Raw genomic sequence first — 24,183 nt, forward strand, 5'->3', positions numbered from 1 at the left:
CGTTATTCTGTAAGTCTATTATTTAATTGAATATTTATACATTATGCTTGTTGCTTTGGTTGATACGTTAAAACAATTAAGATATCAAATTGCCCATCTAGATGACGGTACTCTCAATTCAGAATACCCAGAACTTGCATCCTTTATACAGGAAATTGGCTTGACTGTAACTGAATCAAAAGCCGATCTGACATTCTTGTATCAGTTTTTATATGTTTATGGCCGAAAATCAGAAGCCACTTATAGTCGTTTTCGAAATGAGCTTGAACGCTTTTATTTATGGTCATGGTTAATCGCAGAAAAATCAGTATTCGATTTAAAACGTGAAGATATTGAAGCTTACGTTGATTTTATGGTTGAACCCGATAAAGCATGGGCTGCAACTTCAGTGCAATGGCGTTATAAAGATGAACAAGGAATTCGTCGATTAAACCAAAACTGGCGCCCTTTTATGCTTAAAGAATCCATTGCTAGTCAGCAAACTTTATCGTCTATGTTTACAGCATTAAATGTGTTTTATAAGTTTGCCTTACTAGAAGAAAAAACATTTGCTAACTTTGTCCCTGTTGTTAAAAAAAATAGTCCGTACTTAGTTGTTCAATCACAAATTCAAATTCCAGACACATTAAGCGATATTCAATGGGAATACGTTTTTGGTGTAACGCGTGATTTATGCGAACATAACCCTGATTTAGAGCGAAACTTATTTACGCTTGCCTGCTTAAAAGGTCTTTATTTACGAATCTCAGAATTATCTGAGCGCCCACAGTGGTCGCCGGTGATGTCTCATTTTTGGCAAGATAATGATGGTTTCTGGTTTTTACGTATTATGGGCAAAGGTAATAAATTACGAGATGTAACCTTAAGCGATGATTTTGTTGAATATTTAAAACGTTATAGACTATACAGAGGTTTACCTGCCCTTCCCCGTGTTGATGAATCAGATCCTTTGGTTCATAAAATTCGCGGGCAAGGTGGTATGACCGTAAGGCAAATTAGGCGTTTAGTTCAACAAAGTTTTGATTATGCACAGCAATCATTACTCGATGATGGTTTTAAAGATGATGCTGAACAACTTGGCGCTGCAACTGCGCATTGGCTTCGCCATACTGGTGCAACTCATGATGCGCAAACCAGACCGCTCAAACATTTATCAGAAGATTTAGGTCATTCTAAAATTGCGACTACCGATCAAATTTATATTCAAACAAATATTAAAGAGCGAGCAAAATCAGGACTTAAAAGGAAAATTTAATGGAGTATTTAGTAATAGCATTTATAGGCGGGTTATTTTTAATTTATTCTTTAACACTTCGCCAGTTAGAAAAAACAGAAGTAACAGGCCCAATGTTTTTTGTTGTTGGCGGAATATGTTTAGCTTTAATGCTACCCAACGAAGGGCATAAAATAAAAGAAGGCGTTGATCTTTTATTACCATTTATAGAGCTTACGCTAAGTATATTTTTATTTTCTGATGCAGCTAAATCAAAGCTAAGTGTATTAAGGCATAGTTTTCAGTATCCTAGTTTACTGTTGTTTGTTGCCCTACCCTTAACTTTATTACTCGGTATTGCTGTTGCTTTATTTTTCTTTGCTGAGCTTTCACTTATTCAAGCGGCTTTGCTCGCTATTATTTTAACACCTACTGATGCGGCATTAAGTAAAGGGTTACTAGCAAGTACACAAGTGCCTGAAAAAATACGCGAAGGAATAAATACTGAAAGTGGTTTGAACGATGGATTATGTGTACCCATATTTTTAATATTTATATTACTCGCTAAAAATCCTGATTCAGCTATTACTGCAACACAAACATTAAGTGTGTTTGGACGAGAGCTTAGCTTGGCTTTATTAATAGCTATTACAAGTATTGTTGTTTTTATACCGAGTTTAAACTTTGCAATGAAACGTCATTACTTTGCACAAAATACCAGTCCATTTTTATTACTCGGTTTTGCTATGGCTGTGTTTTCTGTTACTCAGTATTTTCATGGCAGTGGATTTATTGCGGTGTTTGTTGCAGGCTTATTATTTGATAAATTTTCGACCGAAGAAGTTAGAACAGAATTAATTGAAGACTCAGAGCACATCGCAGATTTCACATCACTAATGATTTGGTGCTTGTTCGGGTTTGTTTGTGCTTACTTAGTTATTCCTAAATTAAATACTGAAATTATAATTTACGCTTTGTTAAGTACAACATTGATTAGAATAATTCCAGTTATGCTGTCTCTGCAGTTTACGGCATTGAGTATTAAAGAGCGTTTTACATTTGCGTGGTTTGGACCAAGAGGATTAGCATCAATTGTTTTTACATTGATGGTGATAGATACGCAAATAGAAAACAAATATCAAATAGCGACAATAGCAATGACGACTATTTTGTTTAGTGTATTTATACATGGTATTAGCACTAAACCTATTGCCGATAGTTTTGTTAAAAAATAATTATTTAAACTAGGTAAATTAAGAATACGTATTAAAAAAGGCGCAACGGTTATTTTCATCACTGATGAAGTTAATCGTTGCGCCTTTTTGTATTTAATAAATAATTTACTAAATTGGTATTTAGATAAAACTATTTAAGTACTCTTATATAAGTGATCTTATTTAAGCACTCTTATTTTATAAAGTTATTTAAGGACCTGTGCGAGTAATTCAATTGGGTGTTTTGGTTTAAACTTCTCAAAACGTTTAACTTGGCTACGACAAGAAAAGCCCGTAGATAAAAGTTGCTCTGGTTTATTTTTATCTACAATTGGTTTCCAACTCATTTCGTAAAGTGCACGTGAGTTATCTTGATTTTGTGCTTCATGGCCATAAGTTCCCGCCATTCCACAGCAACCTGTATTTGTTGTTTTTAATGTTAAACCAATATCATTGAAAATTGTTTGCCATACATTTGCTGCTTTTGGCAGCGCAGTTGTTTCAGTACAATGACTCAGTAATGTAAATTCGGTATCTGTATTTTGTTTTGCGCTTAGTGATTTAAACGATTGTGTTTCGAGCCATTCATGGGCAAGTTGCACATTAAATTCACCACGGTTATTTTCTAAAATTGTATTATATTCATCGCGATAACACATAACGAGTGACGCATCTAAACCGACTAACGGTGCATTAATATCATTTAATTTATTTAAAAACTCGGCTGCATTTTTAGCTGTAACTTTAAATTCATGCAAAAAACCTTTTACGTGTTGCGGTTTACCATTTGGTTTAAAAGGTAATAGCATTGGTTTTTTGCCAAGTTGGATTATTAAAGTAATAAAACTTTCTACTAATTCCGCTTCGTAAAAGCTCGTAAATGGATCTTGTACTATTAATACATATTCACTTTGTTGCTCTGCATTTAATTTATTTAGTAAATCAAAATCGAATTTTTGTGTTTTAGTAACACGCTTTGAAAGTGCAGGAATACTTAACTGTGGTGTATCAACATAGCCAACCGTTTTTTTAATAACATTACTAACTAATGATGTTTTAACAATTGGGTTTATAACTTTAGCGAACTTTGCCATTAATGGCGCGCTGTTTTCTATGTTACCAACAAGGTAATCTTTTAGCGGGCGTGCATAATAACTATGATAATAATTTAAAAAACGCGAACGAAAAGTGGGTACATCTACTTTAATTGGACATGCAGTTGTACATGCTTTACACGCTAAACATTCATCCATTGACGCTTTTACTTCGTGAGAAAAGTCGTAAATACCTTTTCGTTTTTCGCGGCTATGAACAAAACGTTCCCACCAGGTAATGACTTCACCTTTGTTAAGTTGCTTTTCTACTTCGAGCAAATCTACATTTTTTGACTCTTGTAGACGAAGCCATTCGCGCATTAAACTTGCGCGTCCTTTTGGTGAATTACGGCGATCGCCAGTTACTTTATACGATGGGCACATAGGTGAATTTTCATCGTAATTAAAGCATATGCCATTACCATTACAGGTCATTGCGTTGTTAAAACTGGTTTTAACTTCTATTGATATTTGCTTATCGAAGTGCGATCTCTTTTGTCCATCTACACTAACTAGTGAGTCTTCACTATCGATAGGAGTACATATTTTACCGGGGTTAATGCGATTGTTAGGATCGAAAGCTGTTTTTATTTTTCGAAGTTGCGTATATAAATGCTCACCAAAAAACTCAGGGCTATATTCACTACGGTAACCTTTACCGTGTTCGCCCCACATTAAACCACCGTACTTAGCGGTTAGTTTTACTACCTGATCTGAAATAGTTCTAAGTAGTTTTTCTTGTTCTGGGTCGCACATATCAAGTGCTGGGCGTACATGTAAAACCCCCGCATCAACATGGCCAAACATACCATACTGTAAATTATGACTGTCGAGTAATGCTCTAAATTCGACAATATAATCTGCTAAATTTTCAGGCGGTACAGCGGTGTCTTCTGCAAAGGCGAGCGGTTTTTGGCTGCCTTTTACATTACCTAATAAACCCACTGACTTTTTACGCATTGCGTAAATTTTTAGTATATCGCTTTTATCACTGGTTAACTGATAACCAATAACGCCATTAGTTTGATTTATTACGCATTCATCTAGAAGCTTGCAAAGCGTGTCTACTTTGTCTTTTATATCATCGTTAGATACTGCATTAAACTCGACCATGTTAAGGCCTTGCATATCTTTATTTGGTACGTCAGTTATTAAGTCCGATACTAAATTCCAAATGATATCTTCACGCGCTAAGTTTAAAACTTTGCTATCAACGGTTTCTACCGATGTTGCGCGTGCATCGACTAAAAATGGTGAATGGCGAAGTGCTGAGTCAAAACTATCGTACTTAATATTAATAAGCGTTTTAAATTCGGCAATAGGCGTTAGGTTTAATTTAGCTTCAGTTACTATACCTAATGAGCCTTCTGAACCCGTTATTAGTCGGCTCATGTCAAAAGTAAGTAAGTCATCACTTAGTACATGCTCTAGGTCGTAGCCGGTTAAAAAACGATTTAACCGTGGAAACTTAGCTAAAATAGCAGCGCGTTCATTAACTGATATATCTAAAACTGTTTTATATAAACTGCCAATTAGTGAGTCTTGATTCGCTATAATTTGTGCCTTGTCGATGTCTATTGGGGAGGTACACATAGGTGTGCCATCAACTAAATAAGTTGTTAGCCCTAAAACATGATCGCTCGTTTTACCGTAAACTAACGAGCCTTGCCCCGATGCGTCAGTACTTATCATGCCACCAATAGTTGCCCTGTTACTGGTAGATAAATCGGGTGAGAAGAAAAAACCATAAGGCTTTAAAAAGTCATTAAGTTGATCTTTTATTACGCCGGTTTGAACGCGTACCCAGCCTTCTTCTACATTTATTTCGAGGATTTCGCGAATATAGCGAGACAAATCTACAACAATACCAGGTGTTAACGATTGTCCGTTAGTGCCTGTTCCACCGCCACGAGGACCAAAAGTTAATGATAAAAACGGGTCGCGAGATGCTGTTTGCAATGCGAGCTGAATATCTTTTTCACTTTTTGGAAAAATAACACCTTGCGGTATTTGCTGATACACACTGTTATCGGTTGAAGCGGTAATACGCGTTGCATAACTTGCGTCGGTATCTCCGGTAAAACCTTGGTTTGCAATGGTATTTAGGTAGTTTGCGACAAGTTCTGTCGCGGCATCTTGCTGTGTAATTGTTGCTATCATGACGGCGATATTTTAGGGCATTTGACTAATTATATCATGGTGATGGCGAATAGAAATTGAAGATTTTACAGTTTGTAACACTCTTTTAGTCGATTTTAATGCAGCTTAAATTATACTCAAGTTAACGAGTAATGAGGTGTGTTATATGAAAAAATTACTATTACAGATCAGTGGCGTGCTATTTATTTTGCTAGGGCTATTTTTTGCGATTATGCCTGGCCCATCGCTTATATTTTTTATGGCGGGTTTATTGTGTTTTTCGTTTTACTACCCTAAAGCGCGACATTACTTATCACTTTGTCAAAAGGCGTTAACTAAATCATGTGCTTATTTAGATAAAAAATTAGCCCGTTAACTTACTTTTAATTGGGTATAAAAAAAATGCCAGCAATACATTGCTGGCATATTTTATAGCTTACCTATTTATAGCTTACATATTTATTACTTTGCTAATTTTTTAGCTAGGTATAACCATGTTTCTATTACTGTATCTGGATTTAGTGAAACAGAGTCAATGCCCTGCTCTACTAACCATGCTGCAAAGTCTTCGTGATCTGAAGGACCTTGACCACAAATACCTACGTACTTGCCTTTTTCTTTAGCTGTTTTAATTGCCATAGAAAGTAGCTTTTTAATTGCAGGGTCACGCTCATCAAATAAATGTGCGATTAAACCAGAATCACGATCAAGACCAAGCGTTAACTGTGTTAAATCGTTAGAGCCGATAGAAAAACCATCAAACATTTCTAAAAATTCATCTGCAAGTAATGCATTTGAAGGTAGCTCACACATCATGATTACTTTAAGACCATTATCGCCGCGTTTAAGGCCATGTTCTTCTAGTAATTCAATTACGCGTTTGCCTTCTTCAAGGGTACGTACGAATGGGATCATGATTTCTATGTTAGCCATATCCATGTCATTTCTTACGCGTTTTATAGCTTCACATTCTAGTGCAAAACAATCGCGGAAGTCTTCAGAGATATAACGGGCTGCACCACGAAAACCAATCATTGGGTTTTCTTCTTCTGGCTCGTATTGCTGACCGCCAACTAGGTTTGCGTATTCGTTTGATTTAAAATCAGACATACGAACAATTACACGCTCTGGTGCAAATGCACACCCTAGAGTAGAAATACCTTCAACCAGTTTTGTTATGTAAAACTCTACTGGTGATTCGTAACCGGCAATCATGTCAGTAATTTCTGCTTTTAATGCATCTGTTTGAGCATCAAAATTTAATAACGCTTTAGGATGAACGCCAATCATACGGTTGATAATAAATTCAACTCGCGCAAGGCCAACACCTGCATGCGGTAAGCGTGCAAAGTCAAATGCACGATCGGGGTTACCCACGTTCATCATAACTTTCATTGGAAGTTCTGGCATTTTATCAACGCGTGACGTTAGTATTTCAAAATCTAAAATACCTTCGTAAATAAAGCCGGTATCGCCTTCGGCGCACGATACAGTGACTTCTTGTCCCGCTTTAATTAAATCAGTTGCGTTACCACAGCCTACCACTGCCGGAATACCAAGTTCGCGTGCAATGATTGCCGCGTGACACGTACGTCCACCACGATTTGTAACAATCGCTGCAGCACGTTTCATGATTGGTTCCCAATCAGGGTCGGTCATATCGGTTACTAAAATGTCGCCTACTTGTACCTGATCCATTTCTTTGATTGAATCAAGAACACGAACAACACCGCTACCAATTTTATGACCAATTGCACGGCCTTCAACAACAACGTTGCTTGTACCATTTAATTGAAAGCGTTCCATTACGTTAGAGTCTTCGTTTGAGCGTACAGTTTCTGGACGTGCTTGAACTATATATAGTTTGCCGTCGTTACCGTCTTTTGCCCATTCGATGTCCATAGGACGACCGTAATGTTTTTCGATGATTACAGCTTGCTTGGCAAGTTCTTGCACTTCTTCGTCTGTAATCGAAAATTTATTTGAAAGCTCAGGGGCAACATCAACGATGTCTACTTGCTTACCGTGTGCTTTATCTTCTGAGTAAATCATTTGAATGGCTTTAGAACCAATGTTACGACGTACTACTGAAGGTTTATTTTTAAGGAGTGTTGGTTTATGAACATAAAACTCATCAGGGTTAACTGCGCCCTGTACAACCATTTCACCTAAGCCGTAGCTTGATGTAATAAATACAACGTCTTCAAAACCTGACTCTGTATCAATGCTAAACATTACGCCAGATGCTGATTTATCTGAACGTACCATGCGCTGAATACCCGCTGATAGGGCCACACCACGGTGATCGTAACCTTGGTGAACTCGATATGAGATTGCACGGTCGTTAAATAATGAAGCAAATACGTGTTTAATAGCGACCATGACTGAATCGATACCAACAACGTTAAGGAAAGTTTCTTGCTGGCCTGCGAATGATGCATCTGGCATATCTTCAGCGGTAGCTGATGAACGTACTGCGAATGATACATCTGCTGCAGTATCGCCATGGAGTTGGCTATATGCGTCGCGAATGGCTTGATCTAGGTTTGGTTGGAATGGTGTGTCGATTATCCATTGGCGGATGTCGGCACCGACTGTAGCGAGTGTATTTACATCATCAACATCGAGTGTATCTAGGATGTTGTGAATTTTTGCTGTGAGTCCTGATTGATCTAAAAACTCATTAAAAGCATCTGCGGTAGTTGCGAAACCACCCGGTACTTGTACACCAGCGTTTGCTAGGTTTGAAATCATTTCGCCAAGTGAAGCGTTTTTACCGCCAACTCGAGGAACATCTTGCATACCAAGCTCTTGATACCAGAGAACGTATTCTTGCACGGATCTTTCTCCAAAAAAAACAAATTGTAGGTCTAACTGTGAGAGTTAAGAAAGAAAACCTTTTATAAAGGTCATCATCATTCTACACTGGCAATAGTCCTCACGTAAACCGTGAGAAACCCATTTTAGGGATTTAAACGCAATAAAAAGGTTAATTATGAGAACTGCTTTTTATATATCAGATGGAACAGCTATTACTTCAGAGGTGTTTGGGCATGCGACTTTGTCGTTGTTTCCTATCGATTTTAATCATAAAACAATTCCATTTGTAGAAACTGAAGAAAAAGCGCACGAAATTAAAGCATTAATTAATGCAACCGCTGCAAAAACAGGCGAAAAGCCATTTGTTTTTTTTACTTTTGTTAACCACAATTTAAGTGAAATTATAAAATCGGCTGATGCAGTCACGTATGACTTTTTAACTACATATAGCGAAAAAATAGAAAAAGAACTCAATGTAGCCCCTGTTCCAAAAATGCATCGTACGCATTCTATCCACGAAAAAAGTTATGATTTTAGAATTGATGCCGTTAATTATGCTCTTATGAATGATGATGGCGGAAATATTAAAAACTTTTCTGAAGCAGACATCATTTTAATTGGCGTTAGTAGAAGTGGTAAAACACCCACAAGCTTATACTTAGCACTGCAGTACGGCATTAAAGCAGCTAACTATCCTATAACAGAAGAAGATTTAGACAATGAAGGTTTGCCTAAGTGTTTAGTCCCTTATAAACATAAGTTATTTGGACTTACGATTGACCCCGAGAGACTTGCGGCTATTAGGCATCGACGTATGGCCAACTCTAAGTATGCTTCAATTAAACAGTGTCGTATTGAGGTTCGCGAAGTGGAAATGTTGTATAAGCGTCACAAAATAGCTTACTTTAATTCTACGCATCATTCTGTTGAAGAGATTTCTGCAAAAATATTGATAGAAACAGACTTGGAGCGACGTAAGTACTAACTTACTCATCAAAGAAATAAAAAAACCGCAACTAAGCGGTTTTTTTTGTATCAATAAATATTATTTACGTGCGTCTTTTAGTAAATCAGCTACTAAAAAGCCTAACTCTAATACTTGGTCGGCGTTAAGGCGTGGATCACACTGAGTTTTGTAACGCTGTGCTAGGTCATCGTCAGATAAACCGTAAGCACCGCCAGTACACTCTGTAACGTGCTGGCCTGTCATTTCTAGGTGAACACCACCTGCGTATGAACCTTCAGCTTTGTGTACAGCGAAGAACTGACTGATCTCGCGCATAATATTGTCGAAGTTACGTGTTTTGTAACCTGATGTCGCTTTTTCAGTGTTACCGTGCATTGGATCTGAGCTCCAAATTACTTTACGGCCTTCTTGTTGAACTCTTCTTACTAGTGCTGGAAGTTTTTCAGGAAGTATATCTGCACCCATACGCGTAATTAGCGTTAAACGACCAGGAATGTTATCTGGGTTTAATGCATCAATTAAACGAATTAGGTCATCTGGGTCCATACCTGGGCCAACTTTAACACCAATTGGGTTTTTAATGCCTTTAAAAAACTCAATATGTGCATGGTCTAGTTGACGAGTACGTTCACCAATCCAAACAAAGTGAGCAGAACAATCGTACCAATCACCAGATAAGTGGTCGCGACGAGTAAGCGCCTCTTCGTAACCAAGTAATAACGCTTCGTGAGAAGTGTATAAATCGGTTTCTTTTAAGCTTGGCGCAATTGTAGAGTTAATTCCACACACTTCCATAAACTCTAGTGCGTCTTGAATTTTATCAGCAAGTTGTTGGTATTTTTCTTTAAGTGGATTTGCAGCAACAAAGCCCATGTTCCAACGGTTTACCTGGTGAAGATCGGCAAGGCCACCTTGTGCAAAAGCACGTAATAAGTTTAACGTAGCGGCACTATGATGGTATGCAGTCATTAAGCGTTGTGGATCGGGTATACGTGCTTCTTCTGTAAACTCGATATTATTAATAATGTCGCCACGGTAAGATGGTAAAGACACGCCATTAATTGTTTCTAAGTCTGCTGAACGAGGTTTAGCGTATTGACCAGCCATGCGCGCTATTTTAACTACAGGGCATTTACCGCCGTAAGTTAATACAACAGCCATCTGTAAGATTGTTTTGAATGTATCGCGAATGTTAGCGGCATTAAAATCGCTAAATGATTCTGCACAGTCACCACCTTGAAGTAAAAAAGCACGACCTTCGCATACATCTTCAAGTTGTTTGAATAGGCTTCTTGTTTCTTCAGCAAAAACTAAAGGTGGTGCCGTTTTTAATTGGCTTTCTACTGATTTAAGTATTTCTTGATCTGGGTACTGTGGCTGCTGCAGTATAGGCAGCTCTCTCCAGCTATTTGGGTTCCACGATTGCATAATTTTTCCTCATTCCTACATTACCTGATAAGAAGAAATTAACGTATGCAGGCCCCTATGTTCAAGGACTAAATTCACTATTTTCCAATTATTTAGTTATGAGTTAAGTATAATAGTAATCTTACTTAACCTATGTGGTTACATAACATACACTTTAGTTTTATTTCGAAGAAACTAAAGTGTTTAAATACATGAGTTTAGAGCTAACTATTTACAATTTTAACGCATTGAGAATAAATAGTACATAAGGGTATGTTATACGTAATTTAGCTAGGAACACATCATACTTAAATGACAGCTTCTGTAATCTTAACTTTACACGGATAATTAATTAATAGCTATCAAGTGCTATGTGCAGACCTTAATGTATGATATGAGCGTTTGTGGTAATCATTTATCTGCGCTTTAAATCCTAGATGCATAGTCTTGTATAGCACTCGTATGCAGGACTATATTCACAAGTGCCACAACTTAAAGGTGTGGTAGGCCATTAAGTTTTCTCTTCAAAGTGATAGTGTTACTTAACAATTCGCCATGATTAAAGCCCCTCCTGCTAGAAGTATCTTTAAAGAGGAACTGATATCAAAAAGCATTTGTAGTCATTGTAACCTTTAGCCTGATCACCGTACTGCCAACACGGTGTAATATGAGTCAGTAATTATAAATAATAATGAATGCTAAGACGGTTAGATAAATATATGAAAATTATATAAATCCGCTTAACTCATTTTTCTAAACTTAGTTTTATCACCTACTACGTAGATAATCTAGTACTTGGCGTATTAGCCTTTTTATATACGACAAAGTAAATACTCCAATGTCATATGAATTAGTAAGGAGTTTCAATCTTTCTTCATTTATATACCCCTTAAAGAACACATCATGCTTAATTTACTTATTATGTAACTATAAACCCCGAGTACTATTTGTTATTTATTTAGACAAAGCAAAGTGCATGTAATAATATAAGGCTAGTAAGATGTGTTCTTTGAGGTGTGTAATGGTAACTAAGGTACAAATTAGAAGTCAGTTTGATTTAATGAACGAATTAACTTTGAGGTTGATTGAAGAACTAAAAGAGTGTGAATTCTCCAAAGCGGAATATTATCAATTACCAGATGTAAGTAGTTTCGATGAGAGTAAAGTTCCAGAATCTATACTTGTTTCTAAAATCACTGGAGTACCTGCTCAAAAAGCAATCCTAAACTCTTTTTCAGACATGTATAAAAAATCAGGATTAAGCAGTCGTGTTTTAAAAAGGCACCCTGGTTTGCTCGTTATTAAAAATGCAGATAAACACGCTTTAAATAATCGTATAGCTCAAGTAAATAAAGCTAAAGCTACGTTTAAAGAATGTATTTTAGCTATTGATAGCAACGATGCTCGATTTGAAGCAGTTCACAATGCTATACCAAATTTAATAACGCTTGCCGCATATCGTAAAATTCATAGTGAAAGCGAATCGCCATTTTCGGTTAGGTTTACTTGGATGCACAAACACGCAACTAAAACGCTGACTAAAAAAATGGCTCTCGAAATGCTCGACAAATCGGCCAGTTATCGAAATCCAAGAATGATAGATCAACAAAAATGGCAATCACTTGTAGCTCAAGAACAATTACGGGTTGCTAGTTTAGGCGAAAAGGAAAAACTTAGAATTCGCCGCCCTACTCGAGTGAGTCCACAGGTAAATGTGAGATACACAGCGCAAAATCGCTATCATGTGAGTGCTGCATTACCCTTTATTCTGATTAATCCAGAACCAGACGTAAAATTAGGTATATTACCTGATTATCAAAAACCCGAAACTCACCCTCGTAAGCGCGAGTATGATTTTTTGGTTGATAGGTTATATTTAGAACAGGTTGAGCGGTAGTCATTATGTTAAAAAGGCCACATAGTGTGGCCTTTTTAGTTATGCGTACAGTATTTAAAATAACGGTTATTATTTTTCTACTATTTCTTCAATTTTATCTTCATCAATCAGCACGGCATTTTCAACAATGCGTTTACCGCCTTGGATTTCAATGCGTTTATTGTGTTTGTTCAATGTAAGTATTTCATCGCAAAACTGATCAGACGGGTGCATTTCGTATGTGTAATCGATAATGTTACCGGTTTTGTCATCTTTAACGTTTGTAATGCTGTATTCTGATATTGCACCTTTTTCAATCAAATCTTTCATTGTGGTGGTCATATCACGACGAAGTGCTTTTAATTTATTTTCGGTAATATCATCAGTTGAATAAATAGATCCGTATTTTTCCATAATAGAAAGTAATCTAAAATGGTACGTTTTACCTGGTGCTGCATAACGCCAAAGGTGATACAAACGAAGCATCATCCAACGCGATAATCCACGTTTTAATTCTTGAGCGCTATTAAAGTAATACCCTTTGTATTCAAGGTTATCAATCATGTTATGAACAAATGCATTTAAACAGGCGACGCATTTTACATTGCCACCCTGACCTTTTTTGCCACTAAAATGCAGTGACGATAAAAAGTTCATGTTTGACTCGTAAAACGAATCATCTATATCAGAATTTTTAGTATCTGTTGCCGAATATTTAAATGAAAGTTTAGAACCTTGCAATGCTTCAAGTGACTCTTTTATTGCAGGATATGGCATTGACTGCCCTACCGCTTTGAGTTCTTGTGCTAATTCGTTCATAGAAAAAACAACCGCGTATTGAATACCGGATTTAAAATTAATTTTAACTATTTTGCCTTTAGAAGCTAAACGAATAAGTGCTCGCTCTACTTTTTCTTCTCTATCTGATGGCCAAACAAGGTATTCAACATCTTCGCCATCTTTGCGTGTACTTACAACAGCTGGCGTTATTTTTATTTCGCCATCGTACAAAATACCATCTACTTTTTCAGATATTTTACGCGTAATAATTGTTTTTTTAGGCGCTTCTTCAAGTGGCAATTTTTTATAGCCCGAGCGAACAAAGCGTCCCCACAAATCATAGTGATTAAACGTGTTTGAATATGCACGTAATCCATGTGCTGCGTTTTCAATAGAAATTCGCACGTCTTTGTTGTCTGTAAATAGTGCTAAACTTTCGTTATCTATTGCACTTTCCACCCCGTGGATTTGGCCCCTAAGTGTATCGGGCAAGTTATCTACCGAGATGTTGACCTTTCGGCTCATTGTTCTTATTTCCATTTTTATTGCGACAGCTAATAACAACACATTAAGCAACAAAAGTTAAATGTTTAAGTTAGTATAAAAGTGATCTGACTTTAAATAAAACGTTTGGATCACTATTATACTAAGTGATGTACATTACTTACGATTTCAGATCATATTTATACTAAGTGGACTATCACAAATCTAATTTTTACTAACTCAGCTGTTATTTTGTCCATTACAATGGCTTAATTTTAAAATTAAGCACGACAAATACACCAAAAAATATATTCCCCTGTGGATAAAGCCTTATCGAGTTAGAATAGATCTGATCTGTACCAAGTACAGATCAGATCTATACTAATTAAAAGCGTATTTTGATGTTGCGACTAGTGCATAACTTTATAATTTACTTAGTAAAAAACTGATCTGCAGGGCTCTTTTTGTTCATAACTTCATGCGTAACCTGTGCATAACTCTATATTTAAAATTGACCTTAGTAAAAAGCTGATCCGCAGGTAGATAAAGATCTGATCTTAACCAAGTATAAACCTGATCTGCTTTTTTAAACATTATTCATATAAATCATAATGTTATGTGCTGATTTTACACCCTTAACCTTTATTACCTTATATATTTAACCACCTTTAAACTTCTTTATTTATACTAAGCAATATTAAAGGTGTAAAAATATTTTTAGATGTCTTGTTTTTAAAATGCATGTCGTCTTAAATAGTTGTTTACAGCTATTTGAATGGACATTATACTAACTGCCTAACTTTGAGGAAGAAAGTATGTCTATCAACAATAACGCATTAAGTACCTATCGGCTTTTGAAAGCCACAGCTGAAGTTGCTGAAAAATCATTAGAAGGACGTATTCAGCACTACCGTGCCCATCTTAAATCAGAAGAAAAAGAATTAAGAACGTATACACAAAAAGCAGCTGCTGATTTATTAGGTTGTAATAATCGTACTTTAAAAAGACGTCATGATAATGGCGACTTCGATGATTTAAACATAAAACGCGGTGCTAACGGTCACTATGCTTACACATTAGTAAATATTTTTGCTATGGCCGATATTATGGACATTAAACCAGATCATCGTACTGGTGATGACAAACTGCAAGTTATTGTAATTAATTCTCTCAAAGGCGGCTGCGGTAAAACTACCAGTATGGTTAATATAGCGGCAGCGCTTGCAACTACAAATATTAAACGTTATCGCATTGGTATTATAGATTTAGACCCACAAGGCTCTTCTTCAAGCTTTTTTCCTTCAAGTGAGCACGACCCGATTACAGTTGGTGATTTAATGCGTGATTGCATAGATTTAGACGAGGGTGAAACATGGCCTGAATTTGTGTCTAACTCATTTTTACCAACGCATATCCCAAATATTCGTGTATTACCATCGGGTATGGATGACTTTTACTTTGAGCACGAAACGGCAACATTGCTCAAAGATACCTCAAATTATGAGCAAACTCGCCATTACCACAAGTTACTTGAGAAAGTAATTGACCCCGTTAAAGACGAGTTTGATATTATCTTAATTGACACAGCACCTACCCTTAACTTTATGTTTTATAATGCATTAATGGCCTCTACTGCGATGCTTATTCCTGTTCATCCGGAAGCTGTAGATTTTGATGCTAATAACAAATATTTAAAACGACTAGGTGAGATTTACCATACAGTTGCAGCACTTGGCCATGAAGGCTGGGACTTTATGCAATTTTTAGTGACCAACTATGTGAAAGGTAATCACTCACAGCGCGATATCGTTAAAGATGTTCGTAGTGCATTTGGTCGCCAAGTAATGAGCTACCCAATCAATCACAGCTCCGCGATTACCGCTAGTTCATCGTCTTTCAACACTATTTTTGATCAAAAAGCATCAGACAGCTTAGCAAGTCGTGAGTCATTAATGCGCGCTCAAGAAAATATTAAAGATGTGGTCGATGAGCTAGAAATGCTTATTCGTTCAAATTGGCAGTCAACTCAATCAACACTCAATACCCCTAAGTAAGGATGTTAAATAAAAATGGCTAAAAAACGTAAAAATGACACCCGCTTAGATCCATTTGCAACTGCTGTAGGCAGCAGTAGTCTTGATGCATTACTAGAACAAGCGAATGCTGGCGATGTAATTAGAATGCCTGCACCGAGTGACCCTGCTCGTCAAATTACGCTTGTTTGTAAAGTGATCGCACATGCTGATATTGAATCTACCACCGGTGTATATGGCAAAAATCGTCGTGTACAAGCACTTCTAAACGAAAAGTCAGTATCAGACATTCTTCCTGCAATTCGTGAGGATGGCCGAAATCAACATCCTGCCCTACTTTGGGATCAAGGTGACAAAAGTTTAGTTCTGGCAGGTTCACGTCGTCGTATGGCCTGTATTTTAGGTAACGCAGATTATTTAGTACTTAGTTCAAGCGATTTTACTGATCAAGATGCAAAAATTTTAGCGGTATCTTCAGATCAATACATTGCTCCGAGTTTATGGGAGCTTGGCCAAGCATACCAACAAACTAAAAATGAACTTATTGAGCAAGGTAAAAAAGGATCTTATAGAGAGATTGCCGCGATAGAAGGTGTATCGCATACTGCAATTGCAGATGCAATTAAAGCTTATGAGCAAATTCCTGCTGATGTTATTGCGCTTTACCCGACTGCTAATCACGTAGGTCGCGAAGTCGCTAAAAAGCTTGTTAGCGCAAAGGAGCGAGACGAAGAGGCGTTTAATCAACTTGTTAGTGCCCTTGCTAGTGATGAAGAGTTAAATGCGATTACAAGCGACGACAAGCGTGCAATGGCGATCACTAAATGCCTAACTTCAGAGCCACAAGTAGCTGTTAAGCGCGAAGCTGTACTAGAAAATAACTTCATATCGGTACAACGCAATTTAAAAAGCGGTGATGTCTCTATCAAAATTGATAATAAAGTAATGACAGACAAGCGCTTAGAGCAATTAACTAAGTTATTAAGTGCCTTTAATTAGTTAGTTAAATAATGATCTGTCAGGCATATTTACTTAGTTAAATAGTGATCTGGCAGATTGTTTTGTTAGTAAAAATCTGATCTTTACTAGCCTATTTCCTCTTCAAATAATCATATTCCTTCTTCAAGATCACTTTTTTACTAACTAATCTCCTCTTTTTAGCTACATTCCTTCATTTATTATTATTGTTAGTAAAATCGTGATCTGTAATGCTTACTTCTATGTTTCTAACTATATGTAACTTCTACCATTGCAGTTGTTTTAAATATTATTTTGTAAAATTGGATGCTTATTTTTACTTACAAACTGATTTTTTACTAAGTTATCAGCTCCAACCAGTTTATATCTTGTTAATAGTGCTTTAGCTCAGAGCACATAAGGCATATACTGGCAGGATTATTTTTAAAATTTAATGCTTAGAGTGACATGTCTGCTAACTTATCAAAAAATGATTTAATGGCTATTTTTGAAGAAATTAAAAATGAGCAGGCTACCCAGTTTCCTCTGTCTGAACGCTTTATTAAAAAACTTTTCCGTGTAAATGTTTTAGATAAAGGCAAAGAATATTACAAGAAAGGTCAAATCACTTGGCTAGAACACACCCCTAATTTTTCTGTAGTAGACTCTACTGTACAAGTGGATAATGGATCATCGTTTAACCAACGTATTGAGATCAGTAAAGTACCAACTGGTTATTCTGTTGATACGCATTGTACGTGTAATGTAAAAACTAAATGCCGACACTTAGCTGCTATTTTATTTAAGCTCAAAATAGAGCACTCTGGTGAATATGGCGAAGATTACTTTATTAATGACTGGTTTAGCGAATTAAGCGCACTTAAAAGTGGTGATCAAAACACGCCATCGCAAGTATTATTATTTGTATTAGATATTGAAAATAACAAAGTATTCTTAACACCTAAAATAGCGAATGTTGAGACTAAAAAGAATTACACGCTAGGTCGAAACCTGACCGAGCAGCAGTTAAATAGTTTTGTAACGCCGAGTGACTTACTCGAAAGTGATTTTAGATTATTTAGTTGGATACGCTCACAAAATGCAGTGGGAAGTATTGAGCTAAAAGGCCAGTGGGGTTTTAGTGCCTTACAACAGTTGATAGCTACAGAGCGCCTGTTTTTCCAGCGTTCTCGAGTGCCAATTAAGGCGCAATCGGGCCAAGCATTAAGTTTTAGTTGGGAGCAAGATAAAGATCTCTCACAATTAGTTATTAAGCTTGAGCAAACACAAAACTGGGCTTTATTAAAAACAACACCACCTACTTACCTCGATTTAGATCATTTAAAAGCGGGCCGTCTTCGCACCCCATTGAGTGCAGACGAAATAGCACATTTACAAACTATGCCTGCTTTGCATGACGCTAACTTTGATAGAATATACAAGCAGCTTGCCGATAACTTTGGTGCAGGTGTAATACCCCACCCTACTAATTTACAGCCAACATTGCCTAAAATCTCTAGTAATGCTGTTTTAAAAGTAACTATGGGCGATCAAGGTTTATCTCTTTCGTTGTTATTTAAGTATAAAAATAAAAACTATTTAGCAGGTGCTGCACCTGCAAGTACGATTAATAGTGCATTTGAAAATACTGTAACTAACGAACTAATTAACTTAGGATTTGAATTTTGTAAAGGGGGTTTACAAAGTGAACTGGTATTTACAAAGCAGTCTTCAATCCATTTGCATTGGCTAATATACGAAGTATTCCCTGGCTTTAAGCAACGCGGTTGGCAAGTAAGTGTAAGTAAAGTAACGAGTCCTAATCCGCAGTGTGAAGTTAGTTTACATGTACACCGCGCAGCAGGGCATCAAATGCACTGCAAAGTATTGCTATGTGATGCTAAGGCATCGCTGTTGTTTACTAATACTGACCCGCTATATCAGTCATTAAATCGCCAAAGTGAACTTTTTTACTACTATCCGCTTGGTCGTGAGTTTGGGGTTATTAATAAGTCAGCAATTAACTTATTAAATGAATTTAAAGAGCGTTTTGAATTTGTAAAAACACGAGACGAATTTAATATTCCGCTTTCGTATTTACCTGAATTAGTAAAGCACACTGCTATAAACGTAGAGCTTCACGACGACTCATTAGAGCTATACTTACAAGAGCTAAATAGTCCCGATAAAGCAATTACTAAGGTTTCATTACATGGCTTAAATGACTCAGTAACACTTCGTGAGTACCAACAGCAAGGTGTTGACTGGCTTAGCTTTTTAAAACGTCACCAATTAGGTGGTATTTTAGCTGATGACATGGGCCTGGGTAAAACCTTGCAAGTTATTGCATTTTTAGCCAGTACATTTAACCGCCCGCAAGCAGGCCCTACACTTATAGTGTGTCCAACTAGTTTGGTGAGTAACTGGAAAAACGAAATTATTAAGTTTGCTAAAAGCTTAAAAGTCACCACTATTTTTGGTTCAAATCGTAACGATCCTTTACAGCACTTAGCGCAAGCGCAGTGTATACTTACTACATATCCACTTTTAAAGCGTGATATTGCATATTATTCGCCATTATATTTTGAAAATATAATCCTCGACGAAGCACAATACATTAAAAACGATACCGCACAGGTTTCGCGATTAGTTAAACGCTTAAATGCCGACTTTAAGCTTTGTTTAAGTGGTACTCCAATCGAGAATAATTTACTTGAGCTTAAATCGTTACTCGATTTTGCTATGCCATCATTACTTGGGTCTCAAGCCCACTTTAAGCAGCACTTTCAAACGCCTATTGAGCGTGAAGCAGATATGGAGAGAGCTGAGCAGTTAAAAGCGTTAATTATGCCTTTTATAATGCGCCGCACTAAAGCACAAGTAGCGCAAGAGCTGCCTGAAAAAACAGAGCTAACTAAAGAGTTTGAGTTTGAGCCTAAGCAAAAAGAAATGTATCAAGGTATTACACGTTCATTAGAAGAGAAGCTAATAGACTTATTTGCCGAACAAGGCGCACAAAAAAGTAAACTTGCATTTTTAGAGGCACTTTTAAAGTTAAGGCAAATTTGTTGCCACCCTAAATTAATAGATCCAGACACTCAAGCAGGCTCTGCTAAGCTTGAATGGTTAACAACACACTTACCGCTTATGTTAAGTCTCGGTCGTAAAATTATTATATTTAGTCAGTTCACATCGGCACTTGATTTAATAGCCCAACGCCTCGAAGAAATAAACATTAACTTTAGTATGCTTACAGGCCAAACGCGCCATCGCGATAAAGTAATCGACGAGTTTACCAGTGGTAAAACATCAGTGTTTTTAATTAGCTTAAAAGCTGGCGGTACAGGCCTTAACCTTACACAAGCCGATACAGTTATTCACTTTGATCCATGGTGGAACCCTGCTGTAGAAAAACAAGCGACTGATAGAGCTTACCGTATTGGCCAAACTAACCCTGTATTTGTGTATAAGCTCATAATGAGTAATTCAATAGAGCAAAAAGTATTTAAAATGCAACAAGACAAACAGGCCCTTGTAGATGCGTTATTTACTGATAAATCAATGAGCTTTACAAAGTTTGATGAACAACAAATGTTATCGCTAATTAAAAACTAAATTGATTTAAAAAGTTTTGATCTTTTTATGAACTTAATTAAAAAGCGGACGTCTACTATTATGCTTGTTGGTTAATTGCAGTTAGCACAAGCATCATGTTGATTCCCCATTTAGTTACTAATTTTAGTAATGATTAAGCCAGCCCATTTTGAGTTGGCTTTTTTTATGCCTAAAATTTAGCGTTCGGCACTTATTTTAAAAGTTTTTACTTTTTTATGAACTTAATTAAAAAACGGACGTCTACTATTATGCTTGTTGATTAATTGCAGTTAATACAAGTTTTCATGTTGATTCCCCCCATTTAGTTACTAATTTTAGTAATGATTGAGCCAGCCCATTTTGAGTTGGCTTTTTTTATGTCCAAAATTTAGTGTGCAGTACTTATTTTAAAAGTTTTTATTTTTTTATGAACTTAATTAAAAAAGTGGCGTCTATTATTATGCTTGTTGATTAATTGCAGTTAATACAAGTTTTCATGTTGATTCCCCCCATTTAGTTACTAATTTTAGTAATGATTGAGCCAGCCCATTTTGAGTTGGCTTTTTTTATGTCCAAAATTTAGCATTCAATTTTTATTTTAAAAGTTTTGATCTTTTTATGAACTTAATTCAAAGAGCGGCGTCTACTATTATGCTTGTTGATTAATTGCAGTTAATACAGGTTTTATGTTGATTTCCCCCTATTTGATTACTAATTTTAGTAATGATTAAGCCAGTTCATTTTGAACTGGCTTTTTTTATGCCCATAATTTGATTTTTTTAAATCAACCCGAATAAAAATAAATGATCTTTCGTAAATTAATTTGAATTAATTATTTTGTTTTCCGGTCTACTCTAATGCCTGTTGTTATATAGCCTCACCCAGTAATATTAGTTATTTTGGTGATTATGTATTTAAGTTGCAGCTTACTCGGGCACATGTTGATTTTCCCTTTGATTACTTAATTTAGTAATACTTGACCAGCTTATTTTGAGCTGGTTTTTTTATGTCTGTAATTTCTTTGCTCCCCTACTTCTATTGCGTGTTATTGGTTATGATGGCATGTCTCTAAATTTTATAAGTTTATTTTATGCTCACTCAAGTACTCACTAATATTGATTGGCTAAGCGCCGGTGCTGGTGTTGCGTTAGGCGTTGTATTTTACGGCGTTGTATCAACACAGCTTCGCAAAAAGCTACATCTACAAATAAGCGAACAGCAGCAACAGCTTTCCCTATTACAAAATCAATTTGATAATAAAGAGCTGCAATATAGTGCCTTGCAAGAAGATCACGAACTGCTAGAACATACTCACCAAGAACAGCGCGATGAAGCCCAGCATTTTAAAACGCGTTTTAGCGAACAAGAAAAACAAAGCATTCAATACAATCACTTTTGGCGTAAAGCCGAAGGCGAGCTTGCAGCGCTTCGTGAGCAATATAATCAACGCGATGTTGAATATAATAATATGCGCACCACCCTCGAGCAAAAACAACAAAGCTTTACCGAGCAACTCGCGCAAATTGAGCAAAGTAAAAATATGCTCAAAAAAGAATTTGAAAACCTAGCCAATAAGATTCTAGAAGAAAAATCACAAAGCTTTAAAACCTTAAATCAAGAAAGCATTGAACAATTATTAAAACCGGTTCAAGGAGAGCTAAAAGGCTTTAGAGAAAAAATGGAATCAATACATGTTGAAGACATAAAACAACGAACCGCGCTTAAAACCGAGCTATTGCATTTGCAAGCTAAAAGCCAAGCTATAACAGATCAAGCCGACAAGCTCAGCAACGCGCTACAAGGGCAAAAGAAAACCCAAGGTAATTGGGGCGAACTCATGCTCGAAAACGTCTTAGATAGCGCTGGCTTACGTGCTGGCGTTGATTATAAGCGCGAAGTGTCGTTTAACACTGAAGATGGCCGCTTGCGCCCTGATGTAGTTGTTTACTTACCACAAGGTCGACACTTAGTCATTGATGCTAAAACATCATTAAATGCTTATACACGCTATGTGAACGCTGAAAATGAGCTAGATGCTAATCAAGCAATTAAAGAGCATGTAAACGCCGTTACAGCACGTATTAATGAGCTTGCGAGTAAATCGTACGACCGTTTACCAGGGCTTAATTCGCCTGAAGTTGTGGTTATGTTTGTACCAATAGAATCAGCTTTTGTAGAAGCACTTAAATATCAAAGTGATATTTACCAACAAGCAATCGAAAAAAATATACTGGTAGCTACACCTACTACCCTGCTTACTAGTTTAAATATTGTTAAACAGCTTTGGCGTTTTGAAGAGCAAACCAAATACTCAAAAGAGCTGGCAAATCGGGCTGAGCGTTTTTATAACAAGCTCAATGGTTTTTTATTAAGTATGGAAGGCGTAGGTAAGCAGCTTGATAAAGCGAAAGAAAGTTACGACAAAGCGTTCTCGCAATTATACCGCGGTAAAGGTAATTTAATTAAACAAGCATCAGAGTTTAAAGAGCTTGGTGTATCGGTACAAAAAGAGTTACCTAGTGAGAGCGTTGAACGTGCGCAGCTAGAGCTTGATTAGATTTATTAAGTGTTTTCAATTAAGTATGTTGAATAATGTACGTTAGAAACCAGAGGTGTTTATGAATAATAAGATTATAGGTATTGTTTTAATCGTTATAGGTATCGCTTTAATTATGTGGGGATATGACGTGTATGATGCGGCTGCTTCGCAGTTAAGCCGCGCATTTAGTGGTGATACACCAATAGAAGCATGGGCGGGTATTATTGGCGGTGCCATCTGTGTGTTAATTGGCATTAAAAAGCTTAAGTAACATAAATAAAATACAGCTTACTGGGGCTTGTTGACCTCTCAGGATAAAGTTTGTTCAATCTAGGGGCTATTTAATCGCGGCGCGAGGTTTGTAATTTAGTGGGCTCGATAACTGCTCCTGCGTTATTCTAATGGCTTACATCCATGTAATAATAAGTAAAAACCGAGCTACAAAGAGTAAATTGCCTCAGGCAGAACCCTTAGGGCAGCGCATGTTTGGCATTTATACTACGTTATCGTCTGTTTATGGGGAATAACCACACTACATAGACTCTGCCTTGCCTAAATACCAAACATACTGCTGCAAATTTAGCCTCAAAAGATAAACAGGCCCTGAATAAGCTGTATTAGTTTATTTGTAATCCATCACTTCTAGTAATTCATTTAATTTACTTTCTGGCAGGCATTCGCCTTTATCCCAATAAGAGTTTAGTAACTCAGTTAAACTGCCAATACGCTGTGACTTTTTCTGCATTTGCTCAATCAAAATGTCAGCTTCTTTTTGTTTTTTTTCTAAACGTTCGATTATTACTGTGTGGTTTAGCTCGCCGTTTTCGTTACGTAATAAAGGTATTTCGTTGAGTGAAAACCCCAAGCTTTGTGAAAATTTAATTAATTGCAGTTTTTCTAAGTTTTGTTGGGTGTAAAGCCTATAACCATTAGCACTGCGAGTGGTTGGTGCTAATAACCCTTTGCTTTCGTAAAAACGAATAGTGCTGGCAGGTATGTTGGTAAGTTTTGCAAGTTCGCCTATTTTCATAACTAATAATAACTCCACTTTACATAAACTTAGTAGG

Annotated in this window: 15 protein-coding genes; 10 read left to right on the plus strand and 5 right to left on the minus strand. The window is 36.7% G+C overall.

Going from position 1 to position 24,183, the window contains the following annotated elements; all coding sequences use genetic code 11:
- Window positions 1–43: 43 nt before the first annotated feature.
- Together I6E70_RS05265 and I6E70_RS05270 are read left to right on the plus strand one after the other, a co-directional pair.
- Window positions 44–1,255 (plus strand): tyrosine-type recombinase/integrase, encoded by a 1,212-nt coding sequence (locus tag I6E70_RS05265; protein WP_007583195.1) that lies wholly within the window; start codon window positions 44–46, stop codon window positions 1,253–1,255.
- The gene (locus tag I6E70_RS05270) at window positions 1,255–2,448 is read left to right on the plus strand and encodes a cation:proton antiporter (RefSeq protein WP_197188213.1); all 1,194 of its coding nucleotides are present in this window, start codon (window positions 1,255–1,257) and stop codon (window positions 2,446–2,448) included. Before I6E70_RS05265 ends, I6E70_RS05270 begins: the two co-directional genes overlap by 1 nt.
- A gap of 185 nt (window positions 2,449–2,633) precedes the next feature.
- On the opposite strand, the gene ydiJ is transcribed toward I6E70_RS05270, so the two are convergent.
- On the minus strand, window positions 2,634–5,681 hold the full coding sequence (ydiJ, locus tag I6E70_RS05275; protein WP_197188214.1) for a D-2-hydroxyglutarate dehydrogenase YdiJ: 3,048 nt from the start codon (window positions 5,679–5,681) through the stop codon (window positions 2,634–2,636).
- Between the two features lie 145 nt (window positions 5,682–5,826).
- On the opposite strand from ydiJ, the gene I6E70_RS05280 reads away from it, so the two are divergent.
- Window positions 5,827–6,036, plus strand: coding sequence for a PGPGW domain-containing protein (locus I6E70_RS05280; protein ID WP_197188215.1), 210 nt, complete (start codon window positions 5,827–5,829; stop codon window positions 6,034–6,036).
- Window positions 6,037–6,122: 86 nt separating this feature from the next.
- Here the strand turns inward: I6E70_RS05280 and ppsA are convergent, their stop codons facing one another.
- Complete coding sequence (ppsA, locus tag I6E70_RS05285) at window positions 6,123–8,498, minus strand: phosphoenolpyruvate synthase (RefSeq protein WP_197188216.1); 2,376 nt, start codon at window positions 8,496–8,498, stop codon at window positions 6,123–6,125.
- A 157-nt stretch (window positions 8,499–8,655) separates the two neighbouring features.
- On the opposite strand from ppsA, the gene ppsR reads away from it, so the two are divergent.
- The gene (ppsR, locus tag I6E70_RS05290; protein WP_007583184.1) at window positions 8,656–9,465 is read left to right on the plus strand and encodes a posphoenolpyruvate synthetase regulatory kinase/phosphorylase PpsR; all 810 of its coding nucleotides are present in this window, start codon (window positions 8,656–8,658) and stop codon (window positions 9,463–9,465) included.
- Window positions 9,466–9,525: 60 nt separating this feature from the next.
- Here ppsR and I6E70_RS05295 read toward each other — a convergent pair whose 3' ends face one another.
- Window positions 9,526–10,875 carry a class II 3-deoxy-7-phosphoheptulonate synthase gene (locus I6E70_RS05295; RefSeq protein ID WP_008167282.1) on the minus strand — a complete coding sequence of 450 codons (1,350 nt, stop codon included), beginning with the start codon at window positions 10,873–10,875 and terminating at the stop codon, window positions 9,526–9,528.
- A gap of 1,000 nt (window positions 10,876–11,875) precedes the next feature.
- On the opposite strand from I6E70_RS05295, the gene I6E70_RS05300 reads away from it, so the two are divergent.
- Window positions 11,876–12,751, plus strand: a complete 876-nt coding sequence (locus I6E70_RS05300; protein ID WP_197188217.1) for a DNA replication terminus site-binding protein — start codon at window positions 11,876–11,878, stop codon at window positions 12,749–12,751.
- Between the two features lie 69 nt (window positions 12,752–12,820).
- Here the strand turns inward: I6E70_RS05300 and I6E70_RS05305 are convergent, their stop codons facing one another.
- Window positions 12,821–14,035: a hypothetical protein gene (locus I6E70_RS05305; protein ID WP_024591590.1), complete on the minus strand. Its 1,215-nt coding sequence runs from the start codon at window positions 14,033–14,035 to the stop codon at window positions 12,821–12,823.
- A gap of 773 nt (window positions 14,036–14,808) precedes the next feature.
- Here I6E70_RS05305 and I6E70_RS05310 point away from each other — a divergent pair.
- From I6E70_RS05310 to I6E70_RS05330, 5 genes are all read left to right on the plus strand, one after another.
- The gene (locus tag I6E70_RS05310) at window positions 14,809–16,047 is read left to right on the plus strand and encodes an AAA family ATPase (protein ID WP_007583176.1); all 1,239 of its coding nucleotides are present in this window, start codon (window positions 14,809–14,811) and stop codon (window positions 16,045–16,047) included.
- Between the two features lie 15 nt (window positions 16,048–16,062).
- On the plus strand, window positions 16,063–17,025 hold the full coding sequence (locus tag I6E70_RS05315; RefSeq protein WP_010552908.1) for a transcriptional regulator: 963 nt from the start codon (window positions 16,063–16,065) through the stop codon (window positions 17,023–17,025).
- Window positions 17,026–17,451: 426 nt separating this feature from the next.
- Window positions 17,452–20,598, plus strand: coding sequence for a DEAD/DEAH box helicase (locus tag I6E70_RS05320; RefSeq protein ID WP_197188218.1), 3,147 nt, complete (start codon window positions 17,452–17,454; stop codon window positions 20,596–20,598).
- Window positions 20,599–21,667: 1,069 nt separating this feature from the next.
- Window positions 21,668–23,134: a DNA recombination protein RmuC gene (gene rmuC, locus I6E70_RS05325; protein WP_007583680.1), complete on the plus strand. Its 1,467-nt coding sequence runs from the start codon at window positions 21,668–21,670 to the stop codon at window positions 23,132–23,134.
- A gap of 61 nt (window positions 23,135–23,195) precedes the next feature.
- A complete protein-coding gene (locus tag I6E70_RS05330) occupies window positions 23,196–23,387 on the plus strand; it encodes a DUF3185 family protein (RefSeq protein WP_007583678.1) in 192 nt (63 codons plus the stop codon).
- 351 nt (window positions 23,388–23,738) lie between these two features.
- Here the strand turns inward: I6E70_RS05330 and I6E70_RS05335 are convergent, their stop codons facing one another.
- Entirely contained in the window at window positions 23,739–24,146 is a 408-nt protein-coding gene (locus tag I6E70_RS05335) for a MerR family transcriptional regulator (protein ID WP_197188219.1), read from the minus strand.
- Window positions 24,147–24,183: the final 37 nt, after the last annotated feature.

Origin of the sequence: Pseudoalteromonas sp. NGC95, assembly GCF_015864705.1 — a bacterium.
In the GTDB taxonomy this organism is placed as follows: domain Bacteria; phylum Pseudomonadota; class Gammaproteobacteria; order Enterobacterales; family Alteromonadaceae; genus Pseudoalteromonas; species Pseudoalteromonas arctica.